At 60.5% G+C, this 23,696-nt stretch carries 23 protein-coding genes; 11 read left to right on the forward strand and 12 right to left on the reverse strand.

The annotated features are described in order from the left end of the window. Positions 1-16 precede the first annotated feature (16 nt). Positions 17-1,321: a chloride channel protein gene (locus LCQ44_RS05560; protein ID WP_225093284.1), complete on the forward strand. Its 1,305-nt coding sequence runs from the start codon at positions 17-19 to the stop codon at positions 1,319-1,321. 88 nt (positions 1,322-1,409) lie between these two features. Here LCQ44_RS05560 and LCQ44_RS05565 read toward each other — a convergent pair whose 3' ends face one another. The 3 genes from LCQ44_RS05565 to LCQ44_RS05575 are packed head-to-tail and all read right to left on the reverse strand — an operon-like array spanning position 1,410 to position 3,390. Further along, positions 1,410-2,108, reverse strand: coding sequence for an ABC-2 transporter permease (locus LCQ44_RS05565; protein ID WP_225093285.1), 699 nt, complete (start codon positions 2,106-2,108; stop codon positions 1,410-1,412). Further along, entirely contained in the window at positions 2,105-2,986 is an 882-nt protein-coding gene (locus LCQ44_RS05570; RefSeq protein ID WP_225093286.1) for an ABC transporter ATP-binding protein, read from the reverse strand. The genes LCQ44_RS05565 and LCQ44_RS05570 overlap by 4 nt, the downstream gene beginning before the upstream one ends. 23 nt (positions 2,987-3,009) lie before the next feature. Continuing rightward, the gene (locus tag LCQ44_RS05575; RefSeq protein WP_225093287.1) at positions 3,010-3,390 is read right to left on the reverse strand and encodes a GntR family transcriptional regulator; all 381 of its coding nucleotides are present in this window, start codon (positions 3,388-3,390) and stop codon (positions 3,010-3,012) included. A 215-nt stretch (positions 3,391-3,605) separates the two neighbouring features. On the opposite strand from LCQ44_RS05575, the gene LCQ44_RS05580 reads away from it, so the two are divergent. The 3 genes from LCQ44_RS05580 to LCQ44_RS05590 all read left to right on the forward strand — a co-directional run bounded on the left by LCQ44_RS05580 (position 3,606) and on the right by LCQ44_RS05590 (position 6,788). After that, positions 3,606-5,219 (forward strand): peptide chain release factor 3, encoded by a 1,614-nt coding sequence (locus LCQ44_RS05580; protein WP_055252215.1) that lies wholly within the window; start codon positions 3,606-3,608, stop codon positions 5,217-5,219. A gap of 156 nt (positions 5,220-5,375) precedes the next feature. Next, positions 5,376-6,098, forward strand: a complete 723-nt coding sequence (locus LCQ44_RS05585; RefSeq protein ID WP_225093288.1) for a VUT family protein — start codon at positions 5,376-5,378, stop codon at positions 6,096-6,098. A 9-nt stretch (positions 6,099-6,107) separates the two neighbouring features. Beyond that, positions 6,108-6,788 carry an SDR family NAD(P)-dependent oxidoreductase gene (locus LCQ44_RS05590; protein WP_055309998.1) on the forward strand — a complete coding sequence of 227 codons (681 nt, stop codon included), beginning with the start codon at positions 6,108-6,110 and terminating at the stop codon, positions 6,786-6,788. A gap of 50 nt (positions 6,789-6,838) precedes the next feature. Here the strand turns inward: LCQ44_RS05590 and LCQ44_RS05595 are convergent, their stop codons facing one another. Both LCQ44_RS05595 and LCQ44_RS05600 read right to left on the reverse strand, forming a co-directional pair. Further along, a complete protein-coding gene (locus LCQ44_RS05595; protein ID WP_225093289.1) occupies positions 6,839-7,564 on the reverse strand; it encodes a uracil-DNA glycosylase in 726 nt (241 codons plus the stop codon). 88 nt (positions 7,565-7,652) lie between these two features. After that, positions 7,653-8,555: a DMT family transporter gene (locus LCQ44_RS05600; protein ID WP_225093290.1), complete on the reverse strand. Its 903-nt coding sequence runs from the start codon at positions 8,553-8,555 to the stop codon at positions 7,653-7,655. A gap of 158 nt (positions 8,556-8,713) precedes the next feature. Here LCQ44_RS05600 and LCQ44_RS05605 point away from each other — a divergent pair, with 158 nt between their 5' ends. Further along, positions 8,714-9,580 carry a LysR family transcriptional regulator gene (locus tag LCQ44_RS05605; protein ID WP_225093291.1) on the forward strand — a complete coding sequence of 289 codons (867 nt, stop codon included), beginning with the start codon at positions 8,714-8,716 and terminating at the stop codon, positions 9,578-9,580. Positions 9,581-9,607: 27 nt separating this feature from the next. On the opposite strand, the gene LCQ44_RS05610 is transcribed toward LCQ44_RS05605, so the two are convergent. Continuing rightward, entirely contained in the window at positions 9,608-10,990 is a 1,383-nt protein-coding gene (locus LCQ44_RS05610) for an MATE family efflux transporter (RefSeq protein WP_225093292.1), read from the reverse strand. 178 nt (positions 10,991-11,168) lie between these two features. Here LCQ44_RS05610 and LCQ44_RS05615 point away from each other — a divergent pair, with 178 nt between their 5' ends. Then, entirely contained in the window at positions 11,169-11,984 is an 816-nt protein-coding gene (locus LCQ44_RS05615) for a putative RNA methyltransferase (protein WP_225093293.1), read from the forward strand. A gap of 128 nt (positions 11,985-12,112) precedes the next feature. On the opposite strand, the gene LCQ44_RS05620 is transcribed toward LCQ44_RS05615, so the two are convergent. Then, positions 12,113-12,514, reverse strand: coding sequence for a hypothetical protein (locus LCQ44_RS05620; RefSeq protein ID WP_055286664.1), 402 nt, complete (start codon positions 12,512-12,514; stop codon positions 12,113-12,115). 439 nt (positions 12,515-12,953) lie between these two features. Here LCQ44_RS05620 and LCQ44_RS05625 point away from each other — a divergent pair, with 439 nt between their 5' ends. Continuing rightward, positions 12,954-13,658, forward strand: a complete 705-nt coding sequence (locus LCQ44_RS05625) for a class I SAM-dependent methyltransferase (protein WP_225093294.1) — start codon at positions 12,954-12,956, stop codon at positions 13,656-13,658. A 48-nt stretch (positions 13,659-13,706) separates the two neighbouring features. Here the strand turns inward: LCQ44_RS05625 and LCQ44_RS05630 are convergent, their stop codons facing one another. After that, the gene (locus tag LCQ44_RS05630; RefSeq protein ID WP_225093295.1) at positions 13,707-13,955 is read right to left on the reverse strand and encodes a hypothetical protein; all 249 of its coding nucleotides are present in this window, start codon (positions 13,953-13,955) and stop codon (positions 13,707-13,709) included. Between the two features lie 125 nt (positions 13,956-14,080). Between LCQ44_RS05630 and LCQ44_RS05635 the strand changes: the two genes are divergently transcribed. The 4 genes from LCQ44_RS05635 (at position 14,081) to LCQ44_RS05650 (ending at position 20,544) form a co-directional block, all read left to right on the forward strand. After that, on the forward strand, positions 14,081-14,569 hold the full coding sequence (locus tag LCQ44_RS05635; protein ID WP_225093296.1) for a GNAT family N-acetyltransferase: 489 nt from the start codon (positions 14,081-14,083) through the stop codon (positions 14,567-14,569). A gap of 253 nt (positions 14,570-14,822) precedes the next feature. Continuing rightward, the gene (locus LCQ44_RS05640; RefSeq protein WP_225093297.1) at positions 14,823-16,826 is read left to right on the forward strand and encodes a GTP-binding protein; all 2,004 of its coding nucleotides are present in this window, start codon (positions 14,823-14,825) and stop codon (positions 16,824-16,826) included. Between the two features lie 93 nt (positions 16,827-16,919). Continuing rightward, on the forward strand, positions 16,920-18,038 hold the full coding sequence (locus tag LCQ44_RS05645; protein ID WP_225093298.1) for an AAA family ATPase: 1,119 nt from the start codon (positions 16,920-16,922) through the stop codon (positions 18,036-18,038). 10 nt (positions 18,039-18,048) lie between these two features. Next, a complete protein-coding gene (locus LCQ44_RS05650) occupies positions 18,049-20,544 on the forward strand; it encodes an excinuclease ABC subunit UvrA (protein ID WP_225093299.1) in 2,496 nt (831 codons plus the stop codon). Between the two features lie 40 nt (positions 20,545-20,584). Here LCQ44_RS05650 and LCQ44_RS05655 read toward each other — a convergent pair whose 3' ends face one another. The 4 genes from LCQ44_RS05655 to LCQ44_RS05670 form a co-directional block, all read right to left on the reverse strand. Next, complete coding sequence (locus LCQ44_RS05655; RefSeq protein WP_225093300.1) at positions 20,585-20,941, reverse strand: winged helix-turn-helix transcriptional regulator; 357 nt, start codon at positions 20,939-20,941, stop codon at positions 20,585-20,587. A 33-nt stretch (positions 20,942-20,974) separates the two neighbouring features. Then, positions 20,975-21,514, reverse strand: a complete 540-nt coding sequence (locus tag LCQ44_RS05660; protein WP_225093301.1) for a hypothetical protein — start codon at positions 21,512-21,514, stop codon at positions 20,975-20,977. Between the two features lie 314 nt (positions 21,515-21,828). Further along, a complete protein-coding gene (locus tag LCQ44_RS05665; protein WP_225093302.1) occupies positions 21,829-22,428 on the reverse strand; it encodes a tRNA (cytidine(34)-2'-O)-methyltransferase in 600 nt (199 codons plus the stop codon). Positions 22,429-22,522: 94 nt separating this feature from the next. Then, a complete protein-coding gene (locus LCQ44_RS05670) occupies positions 22,523-23,653 on the reverse strand; it encodes a GTP-binding protein (protein WP_138341106.1) in 1,131 nt (376 codons plus the stop codon). Between the last annotated feature and the right edge of the window lie 43 nt (positions 23,654-23,696).

The following is a 23,696-nucleotide window of genomic DNA, read 5'->3' on the forward strand; positions in this document are numbered from 1 at the left end:
ACCGCGGGAGGACCCGATGGATAACCTTGCCAAACCCACAAACCGCGTGCTGTTTTTAGTTAGCGTTGCCGTGACCGGCGCACTCGCGGGCGCCGCAGTCTGGCTGTTCTTCTTTGCGATGGAGCACGGCATCGACTATCTATGGACTGAGATCCCGCACGCACTGGGCGTCGCTTCGCCCGAGCTCGCCAGCGGCCCGTTTGGCTTTCTGCCGTACCCGTTTTTTGTCTGCCTGCTGGGCGGCCTGTTAATCGGTCTGTACGAAAAGCTTACGGGCGCCAAGACCGATAACCTCAATCAGGTGATGGCTAAGGTCAAGCAAGATGGGCGCTACCCGTACGACAACCTGGGCAAGCTTTCGCTCGCGGCATTGCTGCCGCTGCTGTTTGGCGGAAGTATTGGACCGGAGGCGGGCCTGACCGGCGTTATCGCGGGTCTGTGCAGCTGGGTTGGCGACCGCATGCGCCGCTTTGGCGCCGAGTTTAGGGAGCTCACACTGCTGGGTACCCAGGCTGCCCTGACGGCGCTCTTTACCGCGCCCGTCTTTGGCTTTGTGGCGCCGCTCGCCGGTAGCGCTGACGGCCAGGGCGAAGACGCCCACAATGAGTCCGCGTCCGACGAGATCACCATCAAGCTGCCCAAGGCGCAAAAGACGGTGGTCTATGGCATTGCGATTGCCAGCGGTCTGGGTGCCTACCTGCTGCTTGGCCAGCTTGTGGGCGGCGGCATGGGCATGCCCAGGTTCGAGTCCGCCGAGGTGGGCAACCTGGAACTTGCCTGGCTTATCCCCCTGTCGCTCGTCGGTACGGTCTGCGGCTGGCTGTACTTTGTTTCGGAGCACGCGAGCGAGGCCCTGGCGCACGCGATGGGGGAGCGCCCCATCGCCAAGGCAATGCTGGCCGGTCTGGTACTTGCCGCCTGCGGTACGGCTCTGCCCTTCACCATGTTTGCCGGCGAGACGCAGGCCGACGTGCTCATGGAAACCTATCTGACCATCCCCGCCGGCGTGCTCATCGCGACCGGTCTGGTTAAGGCCATGCTGACCCCCGCCCTCATCAATATGGGCTGGCGCGGCGGCCATTTCTTTCCCGTCATCTTCTCGGGCGTAAGCCTGGGCTACGGCCTTGCCATCCTCACCGGCGCCGATCCGGTATTTTGCGTCGCCGTCTGCACGGCATCGACGATGGGTGCGGTCATGCGTCAGCCGGTCATGGTCGTGGGCCTGCTGCTCATGTGCTTCCCACTCAAGGGTATCGTCTGCATGATCATCGCCGCCGTTATCGCCGCTGGCATTCCGCTGCCCAAGCCGCTGCGCAAGTAGTACGGTGGCGCACGCCGGGGACATGCCGTTTGCCACGGATTGGCGGGGAGGGGGCGATCACGCCCTTCGTAGATCGAGACTCGCGTGCTTACAAATCGCGTGCTCGGTAAACCTTGGTGCTGACGGTGCAGCTGATTGCACATAGTGCGAGCGCCAGTACTGCAATTCCTGCACACAGACAGCCAAGGACGGTGGGATCGGGATTTGCCCCGGCATTCGACATAAGCCAGTTGCTGATGGGGTTGGAGGAGCTCAACGTGGCAATGGCAAGGCACCAGAGCAGGGCAAACAGGCCAACGGATAGGCGCAGCGCCTCCATGTGTCCAAATCGAAAGAACAGCGGCTGTGCCAAAAACACCATCATGAGGGAGATGAGCATCGATGCTGCCGAGGCTATTGCGATCTCAAAGACGGTTTGTCCTGTCGAGGTCACGCCCGCACTGTTGAAGAGCGGAAGGACGATGATGTTCAAAAGCACGGCGGCGCAGGCCATGATGGCCGAGAAGACAACGATGCACAGGTAGCGGGCACAAATAATGTCTTTGCGCGAGAAGGGCAACGTCGCCCGATAACGCTCCCAGCCATTTTGATTGTCGAAGCCGGCCAGCGAGCTCATGGCCATGATGGGCGACATGGCACTGACCGCGCAGGCGCCGGCACTCATGCCGGAGTCACCGTCCGATGCGTTGGCGAGGGTCAGTACGACGAATATGAACAGGCCGACGCCCGCGATGCTCGGGACAAGCGTGCGGACGATGGCGAGCTCAGACATAAAGGCACGTTTCATTTTGAAGCCCCTTTCAGCATGAGGCGAAGATAGTCATCAATGGTTGCCCGGTCGCAGGGAATTTCGGGGAAGGCCTCGAGCGCCTCGCGACGGTTGGGCACGAGCACGTCAACGCTATAGGCGTGGTGGGCGGCACGGGCGTCTTCGACGCAAGCCATAAGCTCGACGGCTTGTGCCTGTGTGCAGTGGGCGATGCCGGCTCGGTCGGTAATGTCCTCGCGCGGCAGGTAAAACACAATCGAGCCGTTATCGATGCAGATGACGCGGTCGGCAGCGCGCTCAAGGTCGGAAGTAATATGGCTCGAGAGCAGCACGCTGCGCTGGCCGTCGGAAACAAAGGCGAGCAGCTCGTCGAGCAGCTCCTCGCGCGCCATGGGGTCGAGGCCCGCGGTGGCTTCGTCCAAAATGAGCAGCTTGGCATTGTGGCTGAGTGCGCAGGCAAGCTGCAGCCTCATGCCCATGCCGCGGGAGAGGTCCTTGACCTTTGTCTTGGGATCGAGGCCAAATCGGTCGATGAATCCGGCGAACGTTTTGCGGTCCCACGTGGGGTACGCCGGGCCTACGAGTGCCTCGATCTGGCCCACCTTGAGCGTTGAAGGGAAGGGGCACGTGTCCAGCACGAGGCCGACACGGGCACGTAGACAACGCTGTGTCTCATCGGGCGCGTCGGCGCCACAGCGCTGCCCAAACAGGCGCACCTCGCCGGCATCGAGCTTTATAAGCCCGAGAGCAGCTCGAATCGTCGTTGTTTTGCCAGCACCGTTGGCACCAACAAAGCCGACGATCTGGCCAGGCTCCACGGCAAGCGTGACGTCGCGCAGTGAAAAGCGGTCGCTTACAGTGCGTGAGATGCCTTTGAGTTCAAGCAAGTTTTGCATGGTATAGCCTTTCTTGCAGATGGCTACTGCATGGTTTCGGGGGCTACCAGGTCGAGCATCTCGTGCAGTTTGTCGCGCGTGACGCCCAGGGCTTCGGCTTGTTCTGCCGCCTGCGTAAGCAGCTCTTCGATATGGCAGAGCTGGTTTTCACGCAAGAGTTCTTGGTTGCCGTCGGCAACAAAGCAGCCCTTGCCCTGCACGGTACAGATAAACCCGAGCTGCTCCAGATCGGCGTAGGCGCGCTTGGTGGTGATGACGCTCACGCCCAGGTCGCTCGCGAGTGCGCGGATGCTGGGGAGTTTGGCTCCCGCGGCGAGCGTGCCCGAAAGGATCTGAGCTTTGACCTGCGAGGATATCTGCTCGTAGATGGGCTTGTCGCTCGAATTGGATAGGATAATGTCCACAGCGGCTCCTTAGCTGTTGGGCTACACGTGTATATAACCGGTAAGCACAGTATATATACACTATGCACAGTTACGCAAGAGGCAAATGCTGATTGGGCCGGCTACCCAGGCCCCAACTGATGAATTTGTCCTGATAGGCGCTCTAGAGCGGGATTTCGCGGCTACAATAGTGCGGTTACAACGACGTAATGCACTCAATGCAAGAAAGGATCCGCATGGCAAGCCTGTCGGATGAAATCTCGTCGCGCCGCACATTCGCGATCATCAGCCACCCGGACGCCGGTAAGACCACACTTACCGAGAAGCTGCTGCTCTATACCGGCAGCATCCAGACTGCCGGCTCGGTCAAGGGCAAGAGCTCGGCCAAGCATGCCGTCTCGGACTGGATGGACATCGAGAAGGAGCGCGGTATCTCCGTTACCTCCTCGGTGCTGCAGTTCACCTACAACGGCGCCTGCGTCAACATCCTCGATACCCCCGGCCACCAGGACTTCTCGGAGGATACCTACCGTACCCTTATGGCCGCCGACGCTGCTGTTATGGTCATCGACGGCGCCAAGGGCGTCGAGGCCCAGACCAAAAAGCTCTTTAAGGTCTGTACGCTGCGCCACATTCCCATCTTCACCTTTGTGAACAAGCTCGACCACGAGGCTCGCGATCCGTTTGAGCTCATGGAAGAGATCGAGAACGTCCTGGGTATCAATACGTATCCCATGAACTGGCCGATCGGCAGCGGCCGCAATTTCCGTGGCGTGTTCGACCGTCAGACTCGTCGCGTCATTGCCTTTGAGGGCGACGGCCACGCCAACGCCACCAAGAAGGTCGCCGAGGTCGAGGCCGAGCTGGGCGACCCTGCCATGGATGAGCTCATCGGCGAGGAGAACCATAAGAACCTGATGGACGACATCGAGCTGCTCGATGGCGCCGGCGACGAGCTCGACTTGGATGCCGTGGCCTGCGGCAAGCTGAGCCCGGCGTTCTTTGGCTCGGCGCTCACCAACTTTGGCGTGGAGCCCTTCCTCAAGGAGTTCCTGCGCCTGGCCCCGACGCCGCGTGCCTATACCGATACGCTCACCAGCGAGCCGGTCGATCCCTGCCGCGACGACTTTAGCGGCTTTGTGTTTAAGATCCAGGCCAACATGGACAAGAACCACCGTGACCGCATCGCCTTTGTGCGCATTTGCTCGGGCAAGTTCGAGCGCGGCATGGATGCCTTCCACGTGCAGGGCAACCGCAAACTCAAGCTTGCCACGGGCACGTCGATGATGGCCGACGATCGCGCCATCGTGGACGAGGCGTACGCAGGCGATATCGTGGGCCTGTTCGATCCGGGTATCTTTAGCATCGGCGACACTGTGTGCTCTGGCAAGCGCCACGTGCAGTATCCGCAGATCCCGACGTTTGCCCCCGAGATGTTCGCTCGCATTACGCAGGTCGACACGCTCAAGCGCAAGCAGTTCGTCAAGGGCATGGAGGAGCTTGCCCAGGAGGGTGCCATCCAGATCTTCCGCGAACTGGGTGCCGGCATGGAGAGCGTCATTGTGGGCGTGGTCGGCGTGCTGCAGTTTGAGGTGCTCGAGCGCCGCCTCAAGGCCGAGTACCGTGTTGAGGTTCGTCGCCAGCCGCTGCCCTATACGGACATCCGCTGGATCCAGAACGACCCCGACACCATCGATATCCCGGGCCTTTCGCTCACGCGCGACACGCTGCGTGTCGAGGACATGCGCGGCGGTAAGCTGCTGCTGTTCACGAGTCCGTGGAACGTGGATTGGGCAACCGACCACAATCCCGACCTTATCCTGTCGGAGTTTGGCAACGTAGCCTTTTAACGCATCGGCGCGGTGGCCCTGCGGGGCTGCCGCGCCGTTTGCTTGCCTTATGCCGTGTGAGCGGCTATTATACCCACCGTCGTCTCAAGACCGGGGCGTCCGAGCAGTTCGGGTCCGATATCCTGCTCGTTAAACCTAAAACCAAAGGAGTACATAGTGATCAAGAAGGTCATGGAGGACTACAAGGTCCTGCTGCGGAGCATTCCCGCGGCAACGGTTTCGCTGTTTTTCGTGAGCGTCATCATGATGAACCTGCTGGCCAACAAAGAGCTTATCAGCCTGCCGTATCTGGCACTCGACTGCGGCTTTGTGGTGAGCTGGGTTTCTTTTTTGTGCCAGGACATGATCTGCAAGCGTTTTGGCGCCAAGGCGTCCATTAAAATCTCTATCCTCGCGCTGCTGGTCAACCTCGCTGTCAGCCTGTGCTTTTGGACGTGCTCGCTCACGCCCGGCATGTGGGGCGCTTACTACGACACGGGCATGATCGAGGTCAACAACGCCCTTAACGCCACCATCGGCGGCACCTGGTACGTGGTGTTGGGCTCTTCGCTGGCAATGCTCGTTTCTGCCGTGGTTAACTCCACGCTCAACCAGTCGCTCGGCCGTATGCTCAAAAAGAATAACTTTGCGAGCTTCGCCTTCCGCTCCTATGTGTCTACGGGCGTTGGCCAGTTTATCGACAACCTGGTCTTTGCCATTGTGGTGAGCCACACGTTCTTTGGTTGGACCTGGGTGCAGGTCCTTATGTGCTCGCTGACGGGTGCCGTCGCCGAGCTGCTGTGCGAAGTCTTCCTGAGCCCCGTGGGCTACAAGGTTGTGCGCGGCTGGGAGCGCGAGAATGTGGGCTCCGAGTACCTCGAGCGCCACGCAACCGCCTAAGGAGCAAGTATGCGGGTTTTGATCACGGGCGCTTCGGGCGGTATCGGAGCCGCGTGCGTGCAGCGCTTTTTGGACGAGGGCCACGAGGTCGTGGGCTTTGACCTGCTGCCGGCGGCGATCGAACACGAGCGCTACCGCCATCTGATCGTTGATGTACGCGAGCCTAACTCGTTTCCAGGCGATATTGAACCCCAGGTAATCGTGAACGTTGCCGGTACGCAGGATTCGGCCGACGACATCGCCGCCAACCTGCGTGGCACCATCAACGTGACCGAGCGCTATGCCTTTGTGGGGGAGGGGCTTGCCGCCAAGCCGGCGCCGGCTATTAAATCCGTGGTCAATGTGGGGTCGGCGAGCGGGCATACGGGATCGGAGTTTCCCGCCTATGCCGCCAGCAAGGGCGGCGTTATCGCCTACACCAAGAACCTTGCAAACCGCCTGGCACCGCAGGCCATCGCCAACAGTGTGGACCCGGGCGGCGTTATCACGCCGCTCAACCGTTGTGTGATGGAAGACGAGCACCTGTGGAACCAGATTATGGAGCTCACACCGCTTAAGCGCTGGGCAACCGCCCAAGAGATCGCCGAGTGGATCTACTTTGTGGGCGTGACCAACCGGTTTATGACCGGGCAGAGTCTGTTGATCGATGGCGGCGAGGCTGGCCGCACACAATTTATTTGGCCCGAATAGGAAGCGCGCCCGATGGAAAGCCGTCGGGCGCGTTTTTGATGCATCGATTTTTAGCCGAGGCAAGTCCAGTTGACGGGGGTCAAGCCGTGCTGTTCGAGTAGCCGATTGGCTGCCGAGAAGGGGCGCGACCCTATAAAAGCGGGGAGTTCTGCCGTGGCACGGTTGGCCGAAAGCGGCGAGGGGTGCGTGGAGGCCAGACAGAACTTATCGGTTGCCTTGACCGCACCAGTTGCGACGAGCTTACCTTCGACCATCTGCTGGGCAAAGCGGCCCCATGCCAAAAAGACGACCGGTTGGGGCAGCTGGCAGCAGCGTTCGATAATGTAGTCGGTGAGCGTGTTCCAGCCAAGCTTGGCGTGCGAGTTAGCGGCATGCTCGCGCACGGTGAGCGTAGTGTTGAGGAGCAGGACGCCCTGTTGTGCCCATGGTGTTAGATCTCCCGTGGCGGGAATGGGACAACCCAGATCGGCTTTGAGTTCCTTATAGATGTTGCGCAGGCTCGGTGGCAACTTGGTTTGCGTCGCGGCGACCGAGAACGACAGTCCCATTGCCTGGTTGGGTCCGTGATAGGGGTCCTGACCCAAGATGACAACTTTGACCTGGTCGGCCGGCGTGTAGGCGAGGGCATTGAGGATGTCGTCTTGTGCCGGGTAGATGGTCTGCTCGGCACGCAAAAGGGCGATACGCTCGAGCAGCTGGTTCGTAGTGTCACGTACCGGCTGCGGCGCATCGCCCAACCAAGTTGCTATGTTGCGGTCGCGGGTCGCGGCGTCCATGGGGCTCCTTTACGTCAGATGCTCTGCTGGCATCTATTGTAAAGGCGCACCGGTTGCCTTTATGCCGCGGCTGTATGAAGAGTGGGGTCTACGAGACGTGCTCGGGCGCTCCTGCCATGCGAGCCTGTCCATGTGCGCGGAGGCGCGGAAGCTCGACGGTTGCTACCATGACGCCGGTGAGGATGAGGGCGGCGCCAAAGAAGGCGATGGGGCTTAGGACCTCGCCGACCAGGAAGAAGGAGAAGACGGCAGAGCAGACCGGCTCGAGTGAGAAAGCGAAGCCGGTGGTCTCGGCGGGCACGTGGGGCTGCACGAGCGTCTGGGTGATAAAGCCGTAGGCAGAGCAGATGAGTGCGAGCGCGAAGACAACGACGATCTCGTTAGGCGTGCCGGGAAGCGTGAAGCCGCCAAAGGTGAATGCGGCGATGCCAGAGAACAGGCCGCCAAAGCCCAGCTGCCAAACACCCAGAGCAAGCGGATTGACATCTTCGACAAAGCGCTTCGCCACAATGATATGGCCGGCATAGACAAAAGCGGAGAGCAGCATGATGATCGCGCCGGGATTCAGGCTGGTAAAGTCGGCGCCCGAGAGCAGCAGCATGCCGCAGGTGACGATGGCGGTGCCGACAAGCACTTTGCGTTCGGGGGCGCGGCGCAGCAGGGCGGCGTTGGCAAACGGCACGATCACGACCGTCAGGCTCTGCAAAAAGCCGGCAGTGGAGGCGGAGGTGAGGCTGGAGCCCAGGCACATGCAGGTGAGCTCGGTTGCCATAATGGCGCCGATGATGGCGGCGCGGACCATAAGGTCGCGGTTGATACGGAACGCGCGCTTGTGGAAGAGCAGCAGGCAGGCCACAAAGGCGATGATGCAGCGTAGCGCGACGATACTCGTGGCATTCATGCTGTCCATACCGATCTTCATGAGGGGATACGAAAAGCCCCATGCGACGGGAACGGAAAATGAGAGCGCGATTGCTTTTTTGCGATCCATGGGACTCCTTTTGTTACAGAACGGTTTCGCACAAAGGATTCTGCTCCCAGATTTGGATGTAGTAAAGCGAATGTATCTTCAGTACGATTAAGAAATACTAAAGTGAGTGCGAAAAGCGCTGGCAAAACGTTTTGCGGCTGCATTGATATGGAGGCACGATGGCATCGCGGTATCAGATTGTTTGTATGGTAGTCGATCGCGGCAGCCTTAAAGGCGCGGCGGACGAGCTGGGCTATACGCAAAGCGCGGTGAGCCAAGCCGTCAAGGCACTCGAGCGCGAGCTGGGTACCACGCTTATCGAGCGCGGAAAGCAGGGCGTTTCGCTTACGCGCGACGGTAAACAATATCTGCCGTACCTGCGCCAGATTGTGACCGCCGAGGCCGAGCTCGAGGGCAAGCGCCAGGAGCTGCTGGGGCTTTCGTCGACCGACATTCGCATCGCGACGTTTACCAACGTGAGTCGTACCGTGCTGCCGCGTGTGATCCGCGACTTTGGTGCGCTGCACCCGGGCGTACGCTTCACCCTCAAGCAGGGCGATTACACGCGCAACGCTCAATGGGTGCACGATGGCGTGGTTGATTTTTGTTTTACAGCACGCGGATTTACCGCTGGGCTCGAGAAGCGCGTCGTCTATCACGACGAGTTGGTAGCATTGTTGCCGGCCGCGCATCCGCTGACGGCAAAGGAAAAGGTGACACTCGCTGACCTGGCGTCCGAGCCGTTTGTGCTGCTGGATGAGGGCGAACAGAGTCTGGTACTCGATGCATTCGCAACGCACGGGCTGTCGCCGCACGTGACGAGTGAGGTGACCGACGACTACACCATCATGGCGATGGTGGAGGAGGGCCTAGGCGTGAGCATGCTGTATCGCCGTACCGTTGAGGGCATGCGAGCCGATATTCGTGTGCGGCCCATCGTGCATGCCCCCTCGCGCGACGTGGTGGCCGCCTGGCGCAGCTGGGACACCATGCCCATCGCCACGAGGCGCTTTATCGACTATATGAGCTCACATATTGTCAATTAATGACTGGCGTGGCGTTGAGTGCGGTGTTTAGCGGGCTGTCGCTTTGGCTTGGGTGGCGCGATAGGTGCGTGCCGGGTGGCAGAGTAGTACCGCCACGACCATAAAGAACGCCGTGGTGCCCAGGCTGATGGGATAGACCATCATGATGTTCGCAAAGGTGCGGAAGTGCGGGAACACGCAGAACACCCAATAGAAGCGGATGCCACAGACGCAGATCATGGTGATGAGGGCGGGCGTGAGCGAGATACCAAAGCCGCGCAGGTAGCCTGACATGTTTTCGTAGAACATGCTAAAGGCGTACGCCGGGAAGATCGAGCACACGCGGATATAGCCGATCGAGACGATATTGGGATCGCTGTTGAACAGCGATAGGATCTCGCGCCCCAAGCCGACAATAACGATAATTGTGGTGAGCGCGACGATACCACCTTCGACCAGGCAGACCTTGAGCGTTTTGGTGCAGCGGTCGATCTGGCGGGCACCGTGGTTTTGTCCCACAAAGGTGGTGCAAGCCTGGCTAAAGCTGTTGAGCAGGTTGTAGCACACATACTCTAGACTCATGGCGGCGCTCGATGCCGCCATGACTTCGGTGCCCAGGCTGTTGATGGCAGACTGGATGATGATGTTGGCGACGGCAAAGACGGCGCTTTGGATGCCGGCGGGCAGGCCGATCTTGACGATGCGCTTGAGGGCGACGGGGTCGATAGCCAGGTCGCGTAGGGTGACGCGGACGACGGAGTCGGTCTTGAGCAGGCGGATAAAGAGTGTAGCGGCACTGACGGTGTAGGCGATGGCGGTGGCGATGGCGACGCCCGCGACGCCCCAGTGGAGTACGGGGACAAAGATGAGATCCAGGCCAATGTTGAGGACGGTGGACACGGCAAGCGCCTGCAGCGGCATGCGGGTGATGCCGACGGAGCGGAAGATCGCGGCCTCAAAGTTGTAGAGCAAGATCGAGGGCATGCTCAGCAAAAAGACGCGCAGGTAGAGCGAAGCGAGCGGCATGGTCTCGGCGGGAACGTTGAGCGCGGCGAGCATGGGCTCGGCAAAGATCTCGCCCAGTGCGATGACGACAAAGCCCACGAGCGCCATTAAAATCGAGGTATGGACGGCGCGTTTGACCATGTTCTGATCGTTGCGGCCGATAGCGTTGGCGATGACCACGTTGGAGCCAAGCGACATGCCAATAAACAGGTTGAGCATAAGACTGGTAAGCGGAACATTGGAGCCGACCGCCGCCATGGCGAGGGTTCCCTGGTCGCCCGAGAAGTTACCGATGATGACCGTGGCGATGAGGTTTGACAGCTGCTCCAAGATGCTCGTGGCGGCCACGGGGAAGGCGAACAGGGGAATATTGCGCCACAGCGAGCCGGTGGTCATGTCAATGTGCTTAGATACGGTATCAGCCATACGCTCTCAATCTCTAATATGCTCTTTCGTGCTTATTTGCGCAGATGATGATACTCCTAATCGACTAGTCATTGGGGACGTTCTTAAACGACTAGTCATTCAAAAACGTCCCCAATGACTAGGTGGGGAAGGCGTGAGACAATGGTGGGCGTTGTGTTGTTCGCGCTAAGGAGTTGCCATGTTGTTGTGTCCCGTTTGCCATGAGCCGTTGGTGGACGATGAGCGTGGGGCCGCATGTGCGGGCGGACACCGGTTTGACCGTGCGCGCGAGGGTTATCTATATCTACTGCGCTCGTCCAAGAGCGGCGACTCCATGGGCGATCCCAAGTCGCAGGCGCGCAGCCGTCGTGACTTTTTGAACCGTGGATACTACGCGCCGTTGCGCGATGCGATGGTCGAGCTGGTGCGCAAGCAGGTGTCTGGGCGCGCCACGTCTGCGAACGGCCCCATGACGCTGCTCGATATTTGCTGTGGCGAGGGCTATTACACCAGTGCCATGGGCGCGGCGCCGGGCGTAGATGCTTACGGTTTTGACCTGGGCAAGGAGATGGTGCGCCTGGCCGCCAAGCGCGGCGATGCGACCTACTTCGTGGCCAACATGAAGGACATCCCCGTGGCCGATGGCGCCTTCGATATGGTGACCGAGCTCTTTGCCCCCTTTAACGAACGCGAGTTTGCCCGCGTGCTGGCGCCGGAGGGTTCGCTCTACACCGTGGTGCCGGGTGCTCGTCACCTCTTTGGGCTCAAGGAGGTACTCTACGACACGCCGTACCTTAACGATGAGAAGCTGCCGAAGACCACCGAGCTCGAGTTGGTCGGAACGCAGCGGGTGTCTGCGAATATTACACTTCAGACCCAGGCCGACATCGAGGCGGTGTTCCAGATGACGCCGTACTACTACCGCACGCGCCCCGCCGACAAAGAGCGCTTGGCAAACCTCGATACCCTTCAGACTGACATCGACTTCATCATCGCCGAGTACCGCCACGGCTAACAACCTGCCAAAAAGGGACAGGTTTATTTTGGTAGGTTTTATCTGGGCAAACGCAAAGGGCCGACCGCGGAGATGCGCGATCGGCCCTTTTTAGTTGCTTGGCTGCAGAGGTTATGAGAAGCGAGCGCTTATAGGCGGTCCTTGTTCTCGGCCTTAACGGCGTGTGCCTGCTGAACAAAGAACAGGTCGTACACCACGATGACAAAGGCGCCAAAGTTGATGGCGTCGCCGCCAAACGCGGGAAGCGTGAGCACCGCTTGGGCAAGCGTGGCGACCGCGGCAACAATACCGAGCTTAAACGCGCCGTCCACCTGTGAAGGCTTGTTGGCGCCCTTGATACCGGCGACGCCTGCGGCAAGGTCGACGAGACCCTTGGCGATAAGCACGACCGCTGCGAGCGTGGCGTACGAACCGTACGTGGAATCGAGACCGCCCGTGGCGATGCCGACGCCGGCGGTGACGAGGCTGGCGATGCCCAAAACAAAGTAGATGAGAGCAAGGATTTTGAGAGTCTTGCGAGTGAAGCTCATGGCTGGTCCTTTCGATACGAGTACGCCAACTTGGCGCACCCAATGTACTGCACATATGGTGAAGCACATTGTAGTTCAACGCGGCGATGCATGCGTTTGAAAGCGCATTGAGCCCGCGCAGCCAAACCCAACCTTTCAAAAAGGAAAGCTGGGCGTAAGTCAAATCGATGGCAGCGTATGCGCGGCGCTGCGATGATGGGTCCATGGTAAGAGCTGGACCGAAGGAGGAGCCATGATGTACGGAGCAGGGCAAGTGCATGAGCCGCGGTCGTTGGGAAGGCGCATGGGTGATTCTGTGATCGCTGCCGTGTGCACGGGATTGATGGCGGTGCTTTGCATTGGGATGCTGTGGGCCATGTCGCATGTGGGACAATAGCGGACGGTTGGGTGCCGACATAAACGGCGCTCACGTATTCGTTTTGCTTGTTAAGGAGTACCCATGGGCGTCGTCGATCCCTTTTCTGTTGCTCGGTCCGCGGGGCTTGAGCTGATCGGGAAGTCCGAGGGCCTCACGCTCACCGACGGCACGATGGAGCTGCGTGCCGATTTTGGCCGCATGCTTCCACGGCTCAAGCAGGGCCGTCTGCAGCAAGAACTGCTGGTAAAGGCTGCGCGCGCAAAAGGCATCGAGAGCCCATGGGCGATTGACGCCACGGCAGGCTTTGGCGAGGATTCGCTGCTGCTGGCGGCCGCGGGCTTTACCGTCGATCTGTATGAGCAGGATTGCGTGATCGCGGCGCTCCTCAAGGATGCCTTGGATCGCGCGGCAGATGATCCGGCGCTTGCGACAGCCGTGGCGCGCATGCGCTTACATGCGGGCGAGGACAGCATTGCCGGCCTTCGCCATACAGCTGGGCTGATCGGGCAGGGCGAGCTCACCGCTCCTGACGTGGTGTATCTGGACCCCATGTTTCCCGGACGCACCAAGAGCGCGGCGGTTAAAAAGAAGTTCCAACTCTTGCATCATCTGGAACAGCCGTGCGCCGATGAGGAGACGTTGGTCGAAGCTGCGCTTGCGGTGCACCCGCGCAAGGTCGTTATCAAGCGACCGGTGAAGGGGCCACTGCTTGCCGGCGTTAAGCCGAGCTATCAACTTGCGGGCAAGGCCGTTCGTTACGATGTTTTGGTGCCGCCGCGCCCGTAGCTTGCGTGCGATGGCTGGCGCTCCGTCAATGCCGTGCCGATGCGGCGCCTATTTCCAAGGGTGCGACGTCAGGTGCCATCCACCGCAGTATTCGCATTTGTAGCAGGCCAAACCGCGCCGCCCGCGGCTTTCGCAGTCGGCCATAACTGCCTCGGCCTCGGCGCGCGTGTCGTAACGGTTTTTGCGCTCGCACGATTTGTAGCGCCAGGCCTCATCGCGCTCGGCGTCCAGGGCGTCGCGGCGCTCGTCCTCGCGTGCAAACAGGTCGCTCATATCGCCGCCGGTGGCAGTGCTCAAAAACTCGCTTTTTGCTTTTGACCAGGCGGCTCGCTTTTTGCTTCCCATCTGCTTCGTGCCCCTCTCCAGACGCTGGTATCATTGCCCAATCAAAGTGATACCAATAAACGTGAGGTCGCCGCGTGATGATCAGAAAAACCCTCGATACCGACATTCCCGCCGTCATGGCTATCTATGACACGGCCCGCGCCTTTATGCGCGCGCATGGCAACGCCACGCAGTGGCCCGAGGGCACGCCTTCTGCCGAGCAGCTGGCTGCCGATATCGCCGCCGGTGGCAGCTATGTGTGCGAAGTCGACGGCCGCGTGGTGGCGACGTTTGCCTTTTTGCCGGGTCCGGACGAGTGCTATGACGCAATTGAGGACGGTCAATGGCGTAGCGACGCTCCGTACGCCGTGCTGCACCGTGTGGCATCCGACGGCACCGTGCACGGTATCGCGGCTGCGATGTTTGCCTTTGCCAAGGAGCGTGCCGATCACCTGCGCATCGACACGCATCAGGACAACCTGCCCATGCAGGGTGCCATCTTAAAGGCTGGCTTTGAGCGCGCCGGTATCGTCTATGTGTCCGACGGCACGGCGCGTGTCGCGTTCGATTGGCTGCGCGAGGCGTAAAAGCAGGGGCGCGTGTCAACAATTCGCACGAACGAAAATGGCCCGGGCGGGGCCATTTTCGTTCGCTGCGCTGATTTGCAAGCCGGCTTTCGCAAGGCGCGAACCTACGAAAATCGCCGCGCGGCAACGCGGGGCGATGAGCTCGGTCGGGGGATAGGGCCCGCTTCGCCCGCCGGCCCGTAAATTGTATCATCCAGTGTGGAGCGTGAACGCCCGTTGCCGCGTGCGATGGGCTTGCAATAAGAGGAGAGCCATGTCGAAGCAAGCGGTCGTTGGAATCTTGGCGCATGTCGATGCCGGCAAGACCACGTTGGCCGAGGCCATGCTGTTCAACGCGGGTCGCATCCGCAAGCGCGGCCGCGTGGACGATGGCGATTCGCATCTGGACACTAACGCGATCGAGCGCGAGCGCGGCATTACGATCTTCTCGTCGCAGGCCGTACTCGATCATGGCGATACCCACGTCATGCTCGTGGATGCGCCGGGGCATGTCGATTTTTCTGCCGAGGCGGAGCGCACATTGCGCGCGCTGGACTACGCGATTTTGGTTGTGGGTGCCAACGATGGCGTGCAGGGGCATACCGAAACTCTGTGGCGCCTGCTTGCGCGCTATGACATTCCGACGTTCATCTTTATCAACAAAATTGATTTGGAGAATCCCGGTCGCGATATTTTGCTGGCACAGCTCGGGCAGCGTCTTTCCGAAGGCTGCCTGGATGCCAACGAACTGCTGGCGGGCGGCGCCGTTCAGGAGGACGCTGCTGCGTTGGACGAGGCGGCGCTCGAGGAGTTTCTTGAAGCGGGCGAGCTTTCTGTCGCAACGCTGTCGCGCATGGTTGCCGAGCGCAAGCTCTTTCCCTGCTTTGCCGGCTCGGCGCTCAAGGACCAAGGCGTGGACGAGCTGCTGGATGGCATATGCGCGCTGATGCGTGAACAGGCGTGGCTCCCGGAGTTTGCCGCGCGCGTCTATCGTGTCAGCCGCGGGGATCGCGGCGAGCGCTTGGCATGGCTTAAAGTAACCGGCGGCACACTGCATGCCAAGCAGATGATTGACGGACGTTCCGGTGCCGAGGCATGGGAGCAAAAGGTCGATCAGGTACGCATCTATAACGGCGAGAAGTATGAGCTTGCCCAAGAAGTTGCTGCTGGCGGTATTTGTGCCGTGACGGGTCTTGCGCACGTTCGCCCGGGGGATGCCCTGGGCGCGGAGCCTGCGGGCGATGCGCCCGTCATTGCGCCGGTCCTCACCTATACGGTGCTTCCGGGCGAACACGATGTCCACGCGGTGTTCAAAGCGCTGACTGAGTTGGCGGACGAGGATCCCATGCTCGGCGTAAGCTGGAATACGCATCTTGAGCAGATTCATTTGCAGTTGATGGGCGCCGTGCAACTCGAGGTCGTGCAGCGGGTGCTGGGCGATCGCTTTGGCCTTTCGATTGCGTTTGAGCCCGGCGGCATTCTCTATAAGGAGACTATTTCGCAGCCGGTCGAGGGCGTGGGCCACTTTGAGCCACTGCGCCACTATGCCGAGGTGCATCTACGCCTGGAGCCGTTGCCAGCGGGTTCGGGCGTGCAGTTTGGCACCGTGACCTCGACCGACGAGCTCGATCTTAACTGGCAGCGTTTGGCACTCACCAACGCCATGGAGCGCGATCACCTGGGCGCGCTGACCGGCTCGCCCATCACCGATGTGTGCATTACGCTCACGGGCGGCCGCGCGCATGCCAAACACACCGAGGGCGGCGATTTTCGCCAGGCCACGTACCGCGCGATTCGTCAGGGGCTCATGCAGGCGCGTGAGGCCGGCGCGGCGGTACTGTTGGAGCCGTGGTATCGCTTTGAGCTCGAGGTGCCGGGGGAGTGCGTGGGCCGGGCGCTCTCGGATGCCACGCGTATGGGTGCCGAGTACGAGCCGCCGACGATGGCGGGAGACCGGGCGAAGCTTGTGGGTCGCGTGCCGGCATCCGAAGTGCAGGATTACGCGCTGGAGGTGGCTGCCTACACGAGTGGTCGCGGACATCTGTATCTAGAGTTTGCCGGCTATGCGGCTTGCCATGATGCCGAGCGCGTCATCGAGACGGCCGCCTATGAGCCAGAAGCCGATCTGCCCAACACGCCCGACTCGGTCTTTTGCTCTCACGGCGCCGGTTACACGGTCAAATGGTACGACGTACCCGCCGCGGCGCACGTAAAGATCGATCCCGCCACCTTCCGCCCCTGGCGAGCAGCAGACGCCGAGTTTTTCGGCCACATGTGACAAAGGGACAGTTCCTTTGTCACATGCTATTGGTATAACTCGGTATAAGTTGGTATAACTATTTCCAGGGTTTGCCAATCCGAGGAGGCCGACATGAATCCAAATCCCTTTAAGCCCACGGCTGGCAAGCGGCCTCCGATACTCATCGGTCGCGAGTCGGTCATCGAAGATTTCGAGGAAGGGCTCGATAACGGCGCCGGAGCGCCGGGTAGGCTCATGCTCATTACGGGAAACCGCGGCTGCGGCAAGACGGTTCTCCTGCGGGAGCTGCAGCGTTTAGCTAGCGAGCGCGGATGGGCGGTTGTCTCCGATTCCGCTTCGCTTGGCTTATGCGACCGATTGGCCGACGCGCTTCGCTCGAATAAACCCGTTGTGACGTCAATGGAGTTCGGTCCGTCGTTTGGTCGGATGTCAGTCGAGGCGGCGCGGGCAAAGGGCGAGATGTTGCGAGGGCTGGTCAACGAGCGCCTCAAGAAGCTCGGTCCAGGCAAAGGCATACTGTTTGCGATTGACGAGGCGCAATCGGCGTCTATCGAGGAGCTGGCGGCCCTTGCCGTTCTCTATCAGCAGGTGCTCGGAGACCAGGATGCCACGGGCTTGCCCGATAGCGAGCAGCGTGGTCTTGCGCTGGTGTTCGCCGGCTTACCCAGTATGGTTGACGACCTGCTCGAAGAGCCGAGCGTGACGTTTTTGCGGCGTGCCCAGCAGCGTACGCTGGGGGCGATATCCTTGCCCAAGGTGCGTGATTCATATATCCAGGCGGTCAAAGATGCTGGTCTTTACGTTGACGCGGAGACGGCGGACCTTGCGGCGCGCAAGAGCATGGGGCATCCCTATATGGTTCAGCTGGTGGGCTATTACATGTGGCGGTCTGCTGTCCGGCGTAGCTCGCAGGTCATCGAAAGGCGCGATGTCGAGGATGGCCATGCGGATGCCGTCTCCGAGTTCTACGAAGCGGTTGACGCGCCTCTGTATTACGGGCTGCGCAGTCCACAGCGCCTCTTTATCGAGGCCATGGCGGTTGACGAGGGCAAACCGACGCGCATGGCGGATATCATTGAGCGCTGCGAGCGTACCCAGAGCTGGGCGAGTAAATATCGCGCAAGCCTGATTCGCGAGCGCGTCATCGAAGCTGCCGGATACGGCCTCGTCCGGTTTACCGTGCCCATGCTGGGCGCGTACATTCGCGATCGAGTTTTATGGCATGAGTAGGGTGATAAAGGTGACGGAACAGAAGATGAGCCCGCAGGCTATCGAGGTACGTGGCGCGCGCGTCCATAACCTCAAGGACATCGGTATCGACATTCCGCTGGGAAAGCTCGTGGGTATTGCCGGCGTATCGGGTTCGGGCAAGAGTTCGCTGGCGCTGGGGGTTCTTTATGCTGAGGGCTCGCGTCGCTACTTGGAAGCACTCAGCACCTATACTCGACGTCGCCTAACGCAGGCCGAACACGCCCAGGTGGACGAGGTACTGCACGTGCCGGCGGCGCTCGCATTGCATCAGCGCCCCAGCGTGCCGGGCGTGCGTTCCACCTTTGGCACCATGACCGAGCTCAACAACAGCCTGCGTCTGCTCTTTAGCCGCTGTGCCCATCACGTGTGCCCGCATTGCGGGGCGCGTGTGGAGCCGAGCCTTAATGTGGCTGCGGGCCTGTCGCTCACGTGCCCCGCATGCGGCCGCGAGTTCTACGCGCCGGGTGCCGAGGATTTGGCTTTCAATAGCGGCGGTGCATGCCCCACCTGTGGCGGCACCGGTGTCATGCGCGAGGTGGACGAGGCGAGCCTGGTGCCCGACGAGTCAAAGACCATCAACGAAGGCGCGGTGCTTCCCTGGGGTACGCTCATGTGGGATCTGATGAAGCAGGTAGCCGGCGAGATGGGCGTGCGCACCGACGTGCCGTTTAACCAGCTCACGCCTCAAGAGCGCGATATCGTGTTCCACGGCCCGGCGGTTAAGAAGCACATTCTTTACGTTCCCAAAAACGGCGAGGGCGCCACGCCGCTCGACTTTACCTATTACAACGCCGTCTATACCGTCGAGAATGCACTCGCCAAGGTTAAGGACGACAAGGGCCTCAAGCGCGTTGCGCGCTTTTTACGCGAGGGGCCATGCCGTGACTGCGGCGGCACGCGTCTCTCCGAGGCTGCGTGCCAGCCCCAGGTGCGCGGTATCAATCTGGCGCAGGCGGCGGCCATGACATTGGGCGAGGCGATTGAGTGGGTGCGCGGGGTGCCCGCATCCTTGCCGGCCGAGATGCAACCCATGGCGACGGATATCTGCGAATCGTTTTTGAGCGCGGCCCGTCGTCTGGTCGACCTGGGTCTCGATTATCTTTCGCTCGACCGCGCCGGTGCCACGCTCTCCACGGGTGAGCGCCAGCGTGTGCAGCTCGCCCGTGTGGTGCGCAACCGATCGACGGGCGTGCTTTATGTGCTGGACGAGCCCTCGATTGGCTTGCATCCGGCAAATGTCGACGGTCTGGTAGGCGTGATGCGCGATCTGGTGGATGACGGCAACACCGTGGTTGTTGTCGACCACGATACACGTGTGCTGGCGGAAGCCGACTATCTGGTCGAGATGGGCCCCGTTGCCGGAGCAGGCGGCGGTAATGTGATCGCTGCGGGTACGGTGGACGAGGTCGAACAATCGCAGGGCAGCCGCATCGCCCCGTTTTTGCGCGCAGACCCCAAGCGCTTGCGCCCGCAGGTGACTGACGACGAAATGTTCGACCAGGGTCACATCCGCATGGCAACCGATGCCATCCATACCGTCAAGCCGCTCGAAGTCGATATCCCGCGCGGTCGCCTTGTCGCGGTGACGGGCGTTTCGGGTTCGGGCAAGACGACGTTGGTGCTCGAGACGCTCATCCCGGCACTCAAGGCGCAGGCAGCCGGCGAGCGCTTGCCAAAACATGTGCGTTGGATCGATGCCGAAGGCATTGCCCGCGCAAACCTGATTGACGCTACGCCTATCGGCGCCAACGTGCGCTCGACGGTGGCGACTTATGCCGACATCCATGATGAGCTGCGCCGCGCTTTCGCCCGTACGCCCGAGGCCAAGGCAGCCGGCTACAAGGCGGGTGCCTTTAGCTACAACACTGGCGCCTTGCGCTGCCCTACGTGCGATGGCACGGGCTCGATATCGCTCGACGTGCAGTTTTTGCCCGATGTCGAGATCGTCTGCCCGGCATGTCGCGGCTCACGTTATGCAGACACGGCTTCGCATATCCATCGCGAGGGCAAGGACGGGAGCCTGCTTACGTTGCCGCAGCTTATGGACATGAGTGTGGACGAAGCCCTCGACGCCACGGTGGGACTTAAGAAAGTTCAAGCGCGCTTGCAGACCTTGCACGACCTGGGTTTGGGTTATCTCACGCTTGGCGAGCCAACGCCGGCGCTTTCGGGCGGTGAGGCTCAGCGCCTCAAGCTCGCGAGCGAGATGGGCCGCGTGCAGGATGATGCCGTATTCGTATTCGACGAGCCCACGATTGGCCTGCATCCGCTCGATGTTCAGGTGTTGCTGAGTGTGTTTGACGGCCTCGTTGCCAAGGGCGCCACAGTTGTCGTGATCGAGCATGACCTCGACCTTATCCGTAACGCCGATTACGTAATCGACATGGGCCCGGGCGGTGGCGACGCGGGCGGGCAAATCGTCTGCGCCGGCACGCCGGGCGACATCGCGGCCTGCTCCAAGAGCATTACCGGTCGCTACCTATAGGCAATGTGACAAAGGGACTGCCTCTTTGTCACATTGATTTCTATTTCACGCATTGAGCCGCGAGATAGTCGCGGAAGAATGGCAATTCAAATGCGACGAGCCCTCGTCCTCGTTCTCCGATGATGCCGGCATCTATCATGCGGCGTCGGTAGCGGGAGACCTGCTGCGGCGAACGCTTAAGGCGCTCGATAAGGTCGGCGGTGGTGGACTCTTCTTCGTCATCGAGCATGGCGATGAGGAATCGCTTGTCCTCTGCAGTGAGTTCCCGATAGGTTGCCGCGAGGATTCGGTCGTCCATCTCGTCGCGCGCGATTTTGATTCCCAGGTCAAAGTCGCGTGACGAGATTTCCTTCGAATCGCTTGTGAGATCCCAGGCACGGTAGCCTACGAGTTGCAATAGGAAGGGAAAACCAGAGATCGAGCGAACGGCTCAATCGATTCCCTCGGCATCTGCCAGGCGATCGTTTTCCTGGATTGTGCGAATCAAGGCCTCGCGCACGTCATAGTCGGCAATGCGACCCAGATGATATTGTTGGGCGCGGCGAAGGAACGAGACCGTCTTGTGGTTCAGCAACGTCGAGACATTGTTGGGAAGTCCCGCCATGAGCAGGGCGACGCGTTTCCCATCGGTCACAAAGTGCTGATACGTCGCTGCGAGCTGAATCATCTCGTCGAGTGTCGGGTCCACCTCGTCAACCGTGACGAGCAGACCGGTACCGGCCCCGTTGAGCTGGTCGATGATATCGCTCATGCGATAACGCCAGGTTGAGGCATCGTGAACGCGATTGACCTCGATGCTGCCGAGCGGTGCAATTCCGAGGCCGGTGACTTCGAAGTGGTAGGACGAGTCGATGAGATGGGCTGCGGCGCGTTTCGTCCCGAACTCGATTTCCTCAAGCATTCCCGGGAGCGCGGTCGTCTTTACGGCTATCCAGCCGTGGGATTCCGCCCTTGTCGCGAGCGATGACATGAGAGCGGTTTTACCGGTTCCACGCGCGCCTGAGAAGATCGAGGTCAATTCTGGGCGCCTGCGCTGGCTCAAGAAGGCGCGGTCCAAATCCCGAATAATCTGTTGTCTGCCAGCGAGATGGGCAGGAACCTCACCAAAACTGGGGGTAAACGGGTTCTCGAGATATTTCACACGGCTCTCCTTTCACACCGCCGTTTAACTTCATTTTACTTTAGTTAATTCTGATTAAAAGTGAGGGCCTTTATCTAGAGCATCAATTAGGCGTGTGTGCCATCGACGTGGCGCTCGAATGTGGCAAAAGGATAGTCCCTTTGTCACATTCCCGGAAAGCCTGCCTGGCGTAGGGCCTCGTAGAGGACGATGGCGGCGCTGTTGGAGAGGTTGAGCGCGCTGATGCGGTAGTCGTCGGGGTTAACGAAGTTGCCGCAGATGTCCTGTTGAAGGATGGTCTCGTGGCTGTCCTCGGTATGCCCCAGCGATTCCTCGTGAGCTTCCCAAGCCTCGGCGTTATCGAGTGAGTCGCAATCGCGCAGCATCGGGATGCGCTCGCAGCGCTCGGGCGCCACGGCAAGCAGTGGCTCGGGAATGCCCGAGCTCTCGCTGCCAAAGACCAAGTAGTCACCATCGCGGTAGGTACTCTGCGCATAGGTGCGGCGTGCCTTTTTGGTCAGCAGATGCAGGCGTTCGTCGGCAGGGGAGAGACCGTTGCGCGCAAGGAAATCCTCCCAGCCGGCATAGGTGGTCACGTCCAAGTTTTGCCAGTAGCCCAGGCCGGCGCGACGTACTGTCTTGTCGTCGAGTGAAAACCCCAGCGGCTCCACCAGATGCAGGCGGGCGCCGGCAACCACGCAGGTGCGGCCGATATTGCCCGTATTGGCCGGAATCTCGGGCGCATACAGCACAATGTTGAACATGAATCTCCTTGGCTCAGAACGAAAAACCACCACGAAGAGCACCTTCGTGGTGGTTTGGCGGCTACGTAGGCGGAAAATGCCCGCTTGAATAAACCTAGGCGCGGTGCCAGTCGGTCAGGCAGGCATCGAGGGAGGCGATGAGCGCGTCCTTGTCCATGTGACGGCCGATGATGCACAGGCTTGTCATGCGGTCTCCCGTCTCGTCGTCCCAAATCTGCATGATTTCGGGGTTCTCGTCGATGATCTTCTGCTTCTCGCCCTCGGGCGCCGAATCGACAAACAGGCCGTTCTCCATCAGGCGCATCTGGTGGCCGGCCTGCTCAAACATGTAGCACATGTCCGGATCGCCGGTCTGCCACAGCGGACCCTTGACGCGGATGACCTCGTCGGGCCACTCCTGCTCAACAAAATTGGTGAACTTCTGCAGGTCAAACGGCTTGCGGCGCGAGTACACAAAGGTCTCGATGTCGTACTCGAGCACCTCGGGGTCGTCGTGCTCCTCGGGATGCTCCATGGCCTCGATCCAGGCGGCGGAGTTGTAGGCGCGCATAAAGTCGAAGCGGTCGGTGTCGAGCAGCTCCTCCATGGGGACCTCGCCGTTTTGGGCCTCGACAATCACGGCGTCCTTCTGCAGGCTGCGCACGATGGCCTTGAGCTCGGCGATCTGCTCGGGCGTCACGGTATCGGTCTTGTTGAGGATCAGCGTGGAGCAGAATTCGATCTGCTGGATGAGTAGGCTTTCGATGTCGTCCTCGTCGATATCCTCGGCCAGCAGGTCGCGACCGCCGTTGAACTCGTCGTACATGCGGGCGCAATCGACCACGGCCACGATGTTGTCGAGCGCGAGCTTGGGCTCGCCGCCCACCTTGGCCTCGTCGCAGAAGCTCGAGATGGTGTAGGCGATGGGGATAGGCTCGCAAATGCCCGATGCCTCGATGATGATGTAGTCGAAGTTGCCCGAATCGGCGATGCCCTGCAGCTGGTTGGCCAGGTCGTCCGAAAGCGTGCAGCAGATGCAGCCGTTGGTGAGCGGGATGAGGTCATCGGTCTCGGAAAGGCCGCCGTCGGCGATAAGGCTGGCGTCGACGTTGATCTCGCCGATATCGTTGACGATCACGGCGGCGCGGATGCCGCCGTCGTTAGCGAGGATGTGGTTGAGCAGCGTGGTCTTGCCGGCACCGAGGTATCCGGTAAGCATGATGATCTTCACGGGTTTGTTGGGCATGTGCCCTCCTTTGTTAGACATGGCTTACAGTTGAATCTTATGC

The sequence above is a fragment of the Collinsella aerofaciens genome, from assembly GCF_020181355.1.
In the GTDB taxonomy this organism is placed as follows: domain Bacteria; phylum Actinomycetota; class Coriobacteriia; order Coriobacteriales; family Coriobacteriaceae; genus Collinsella.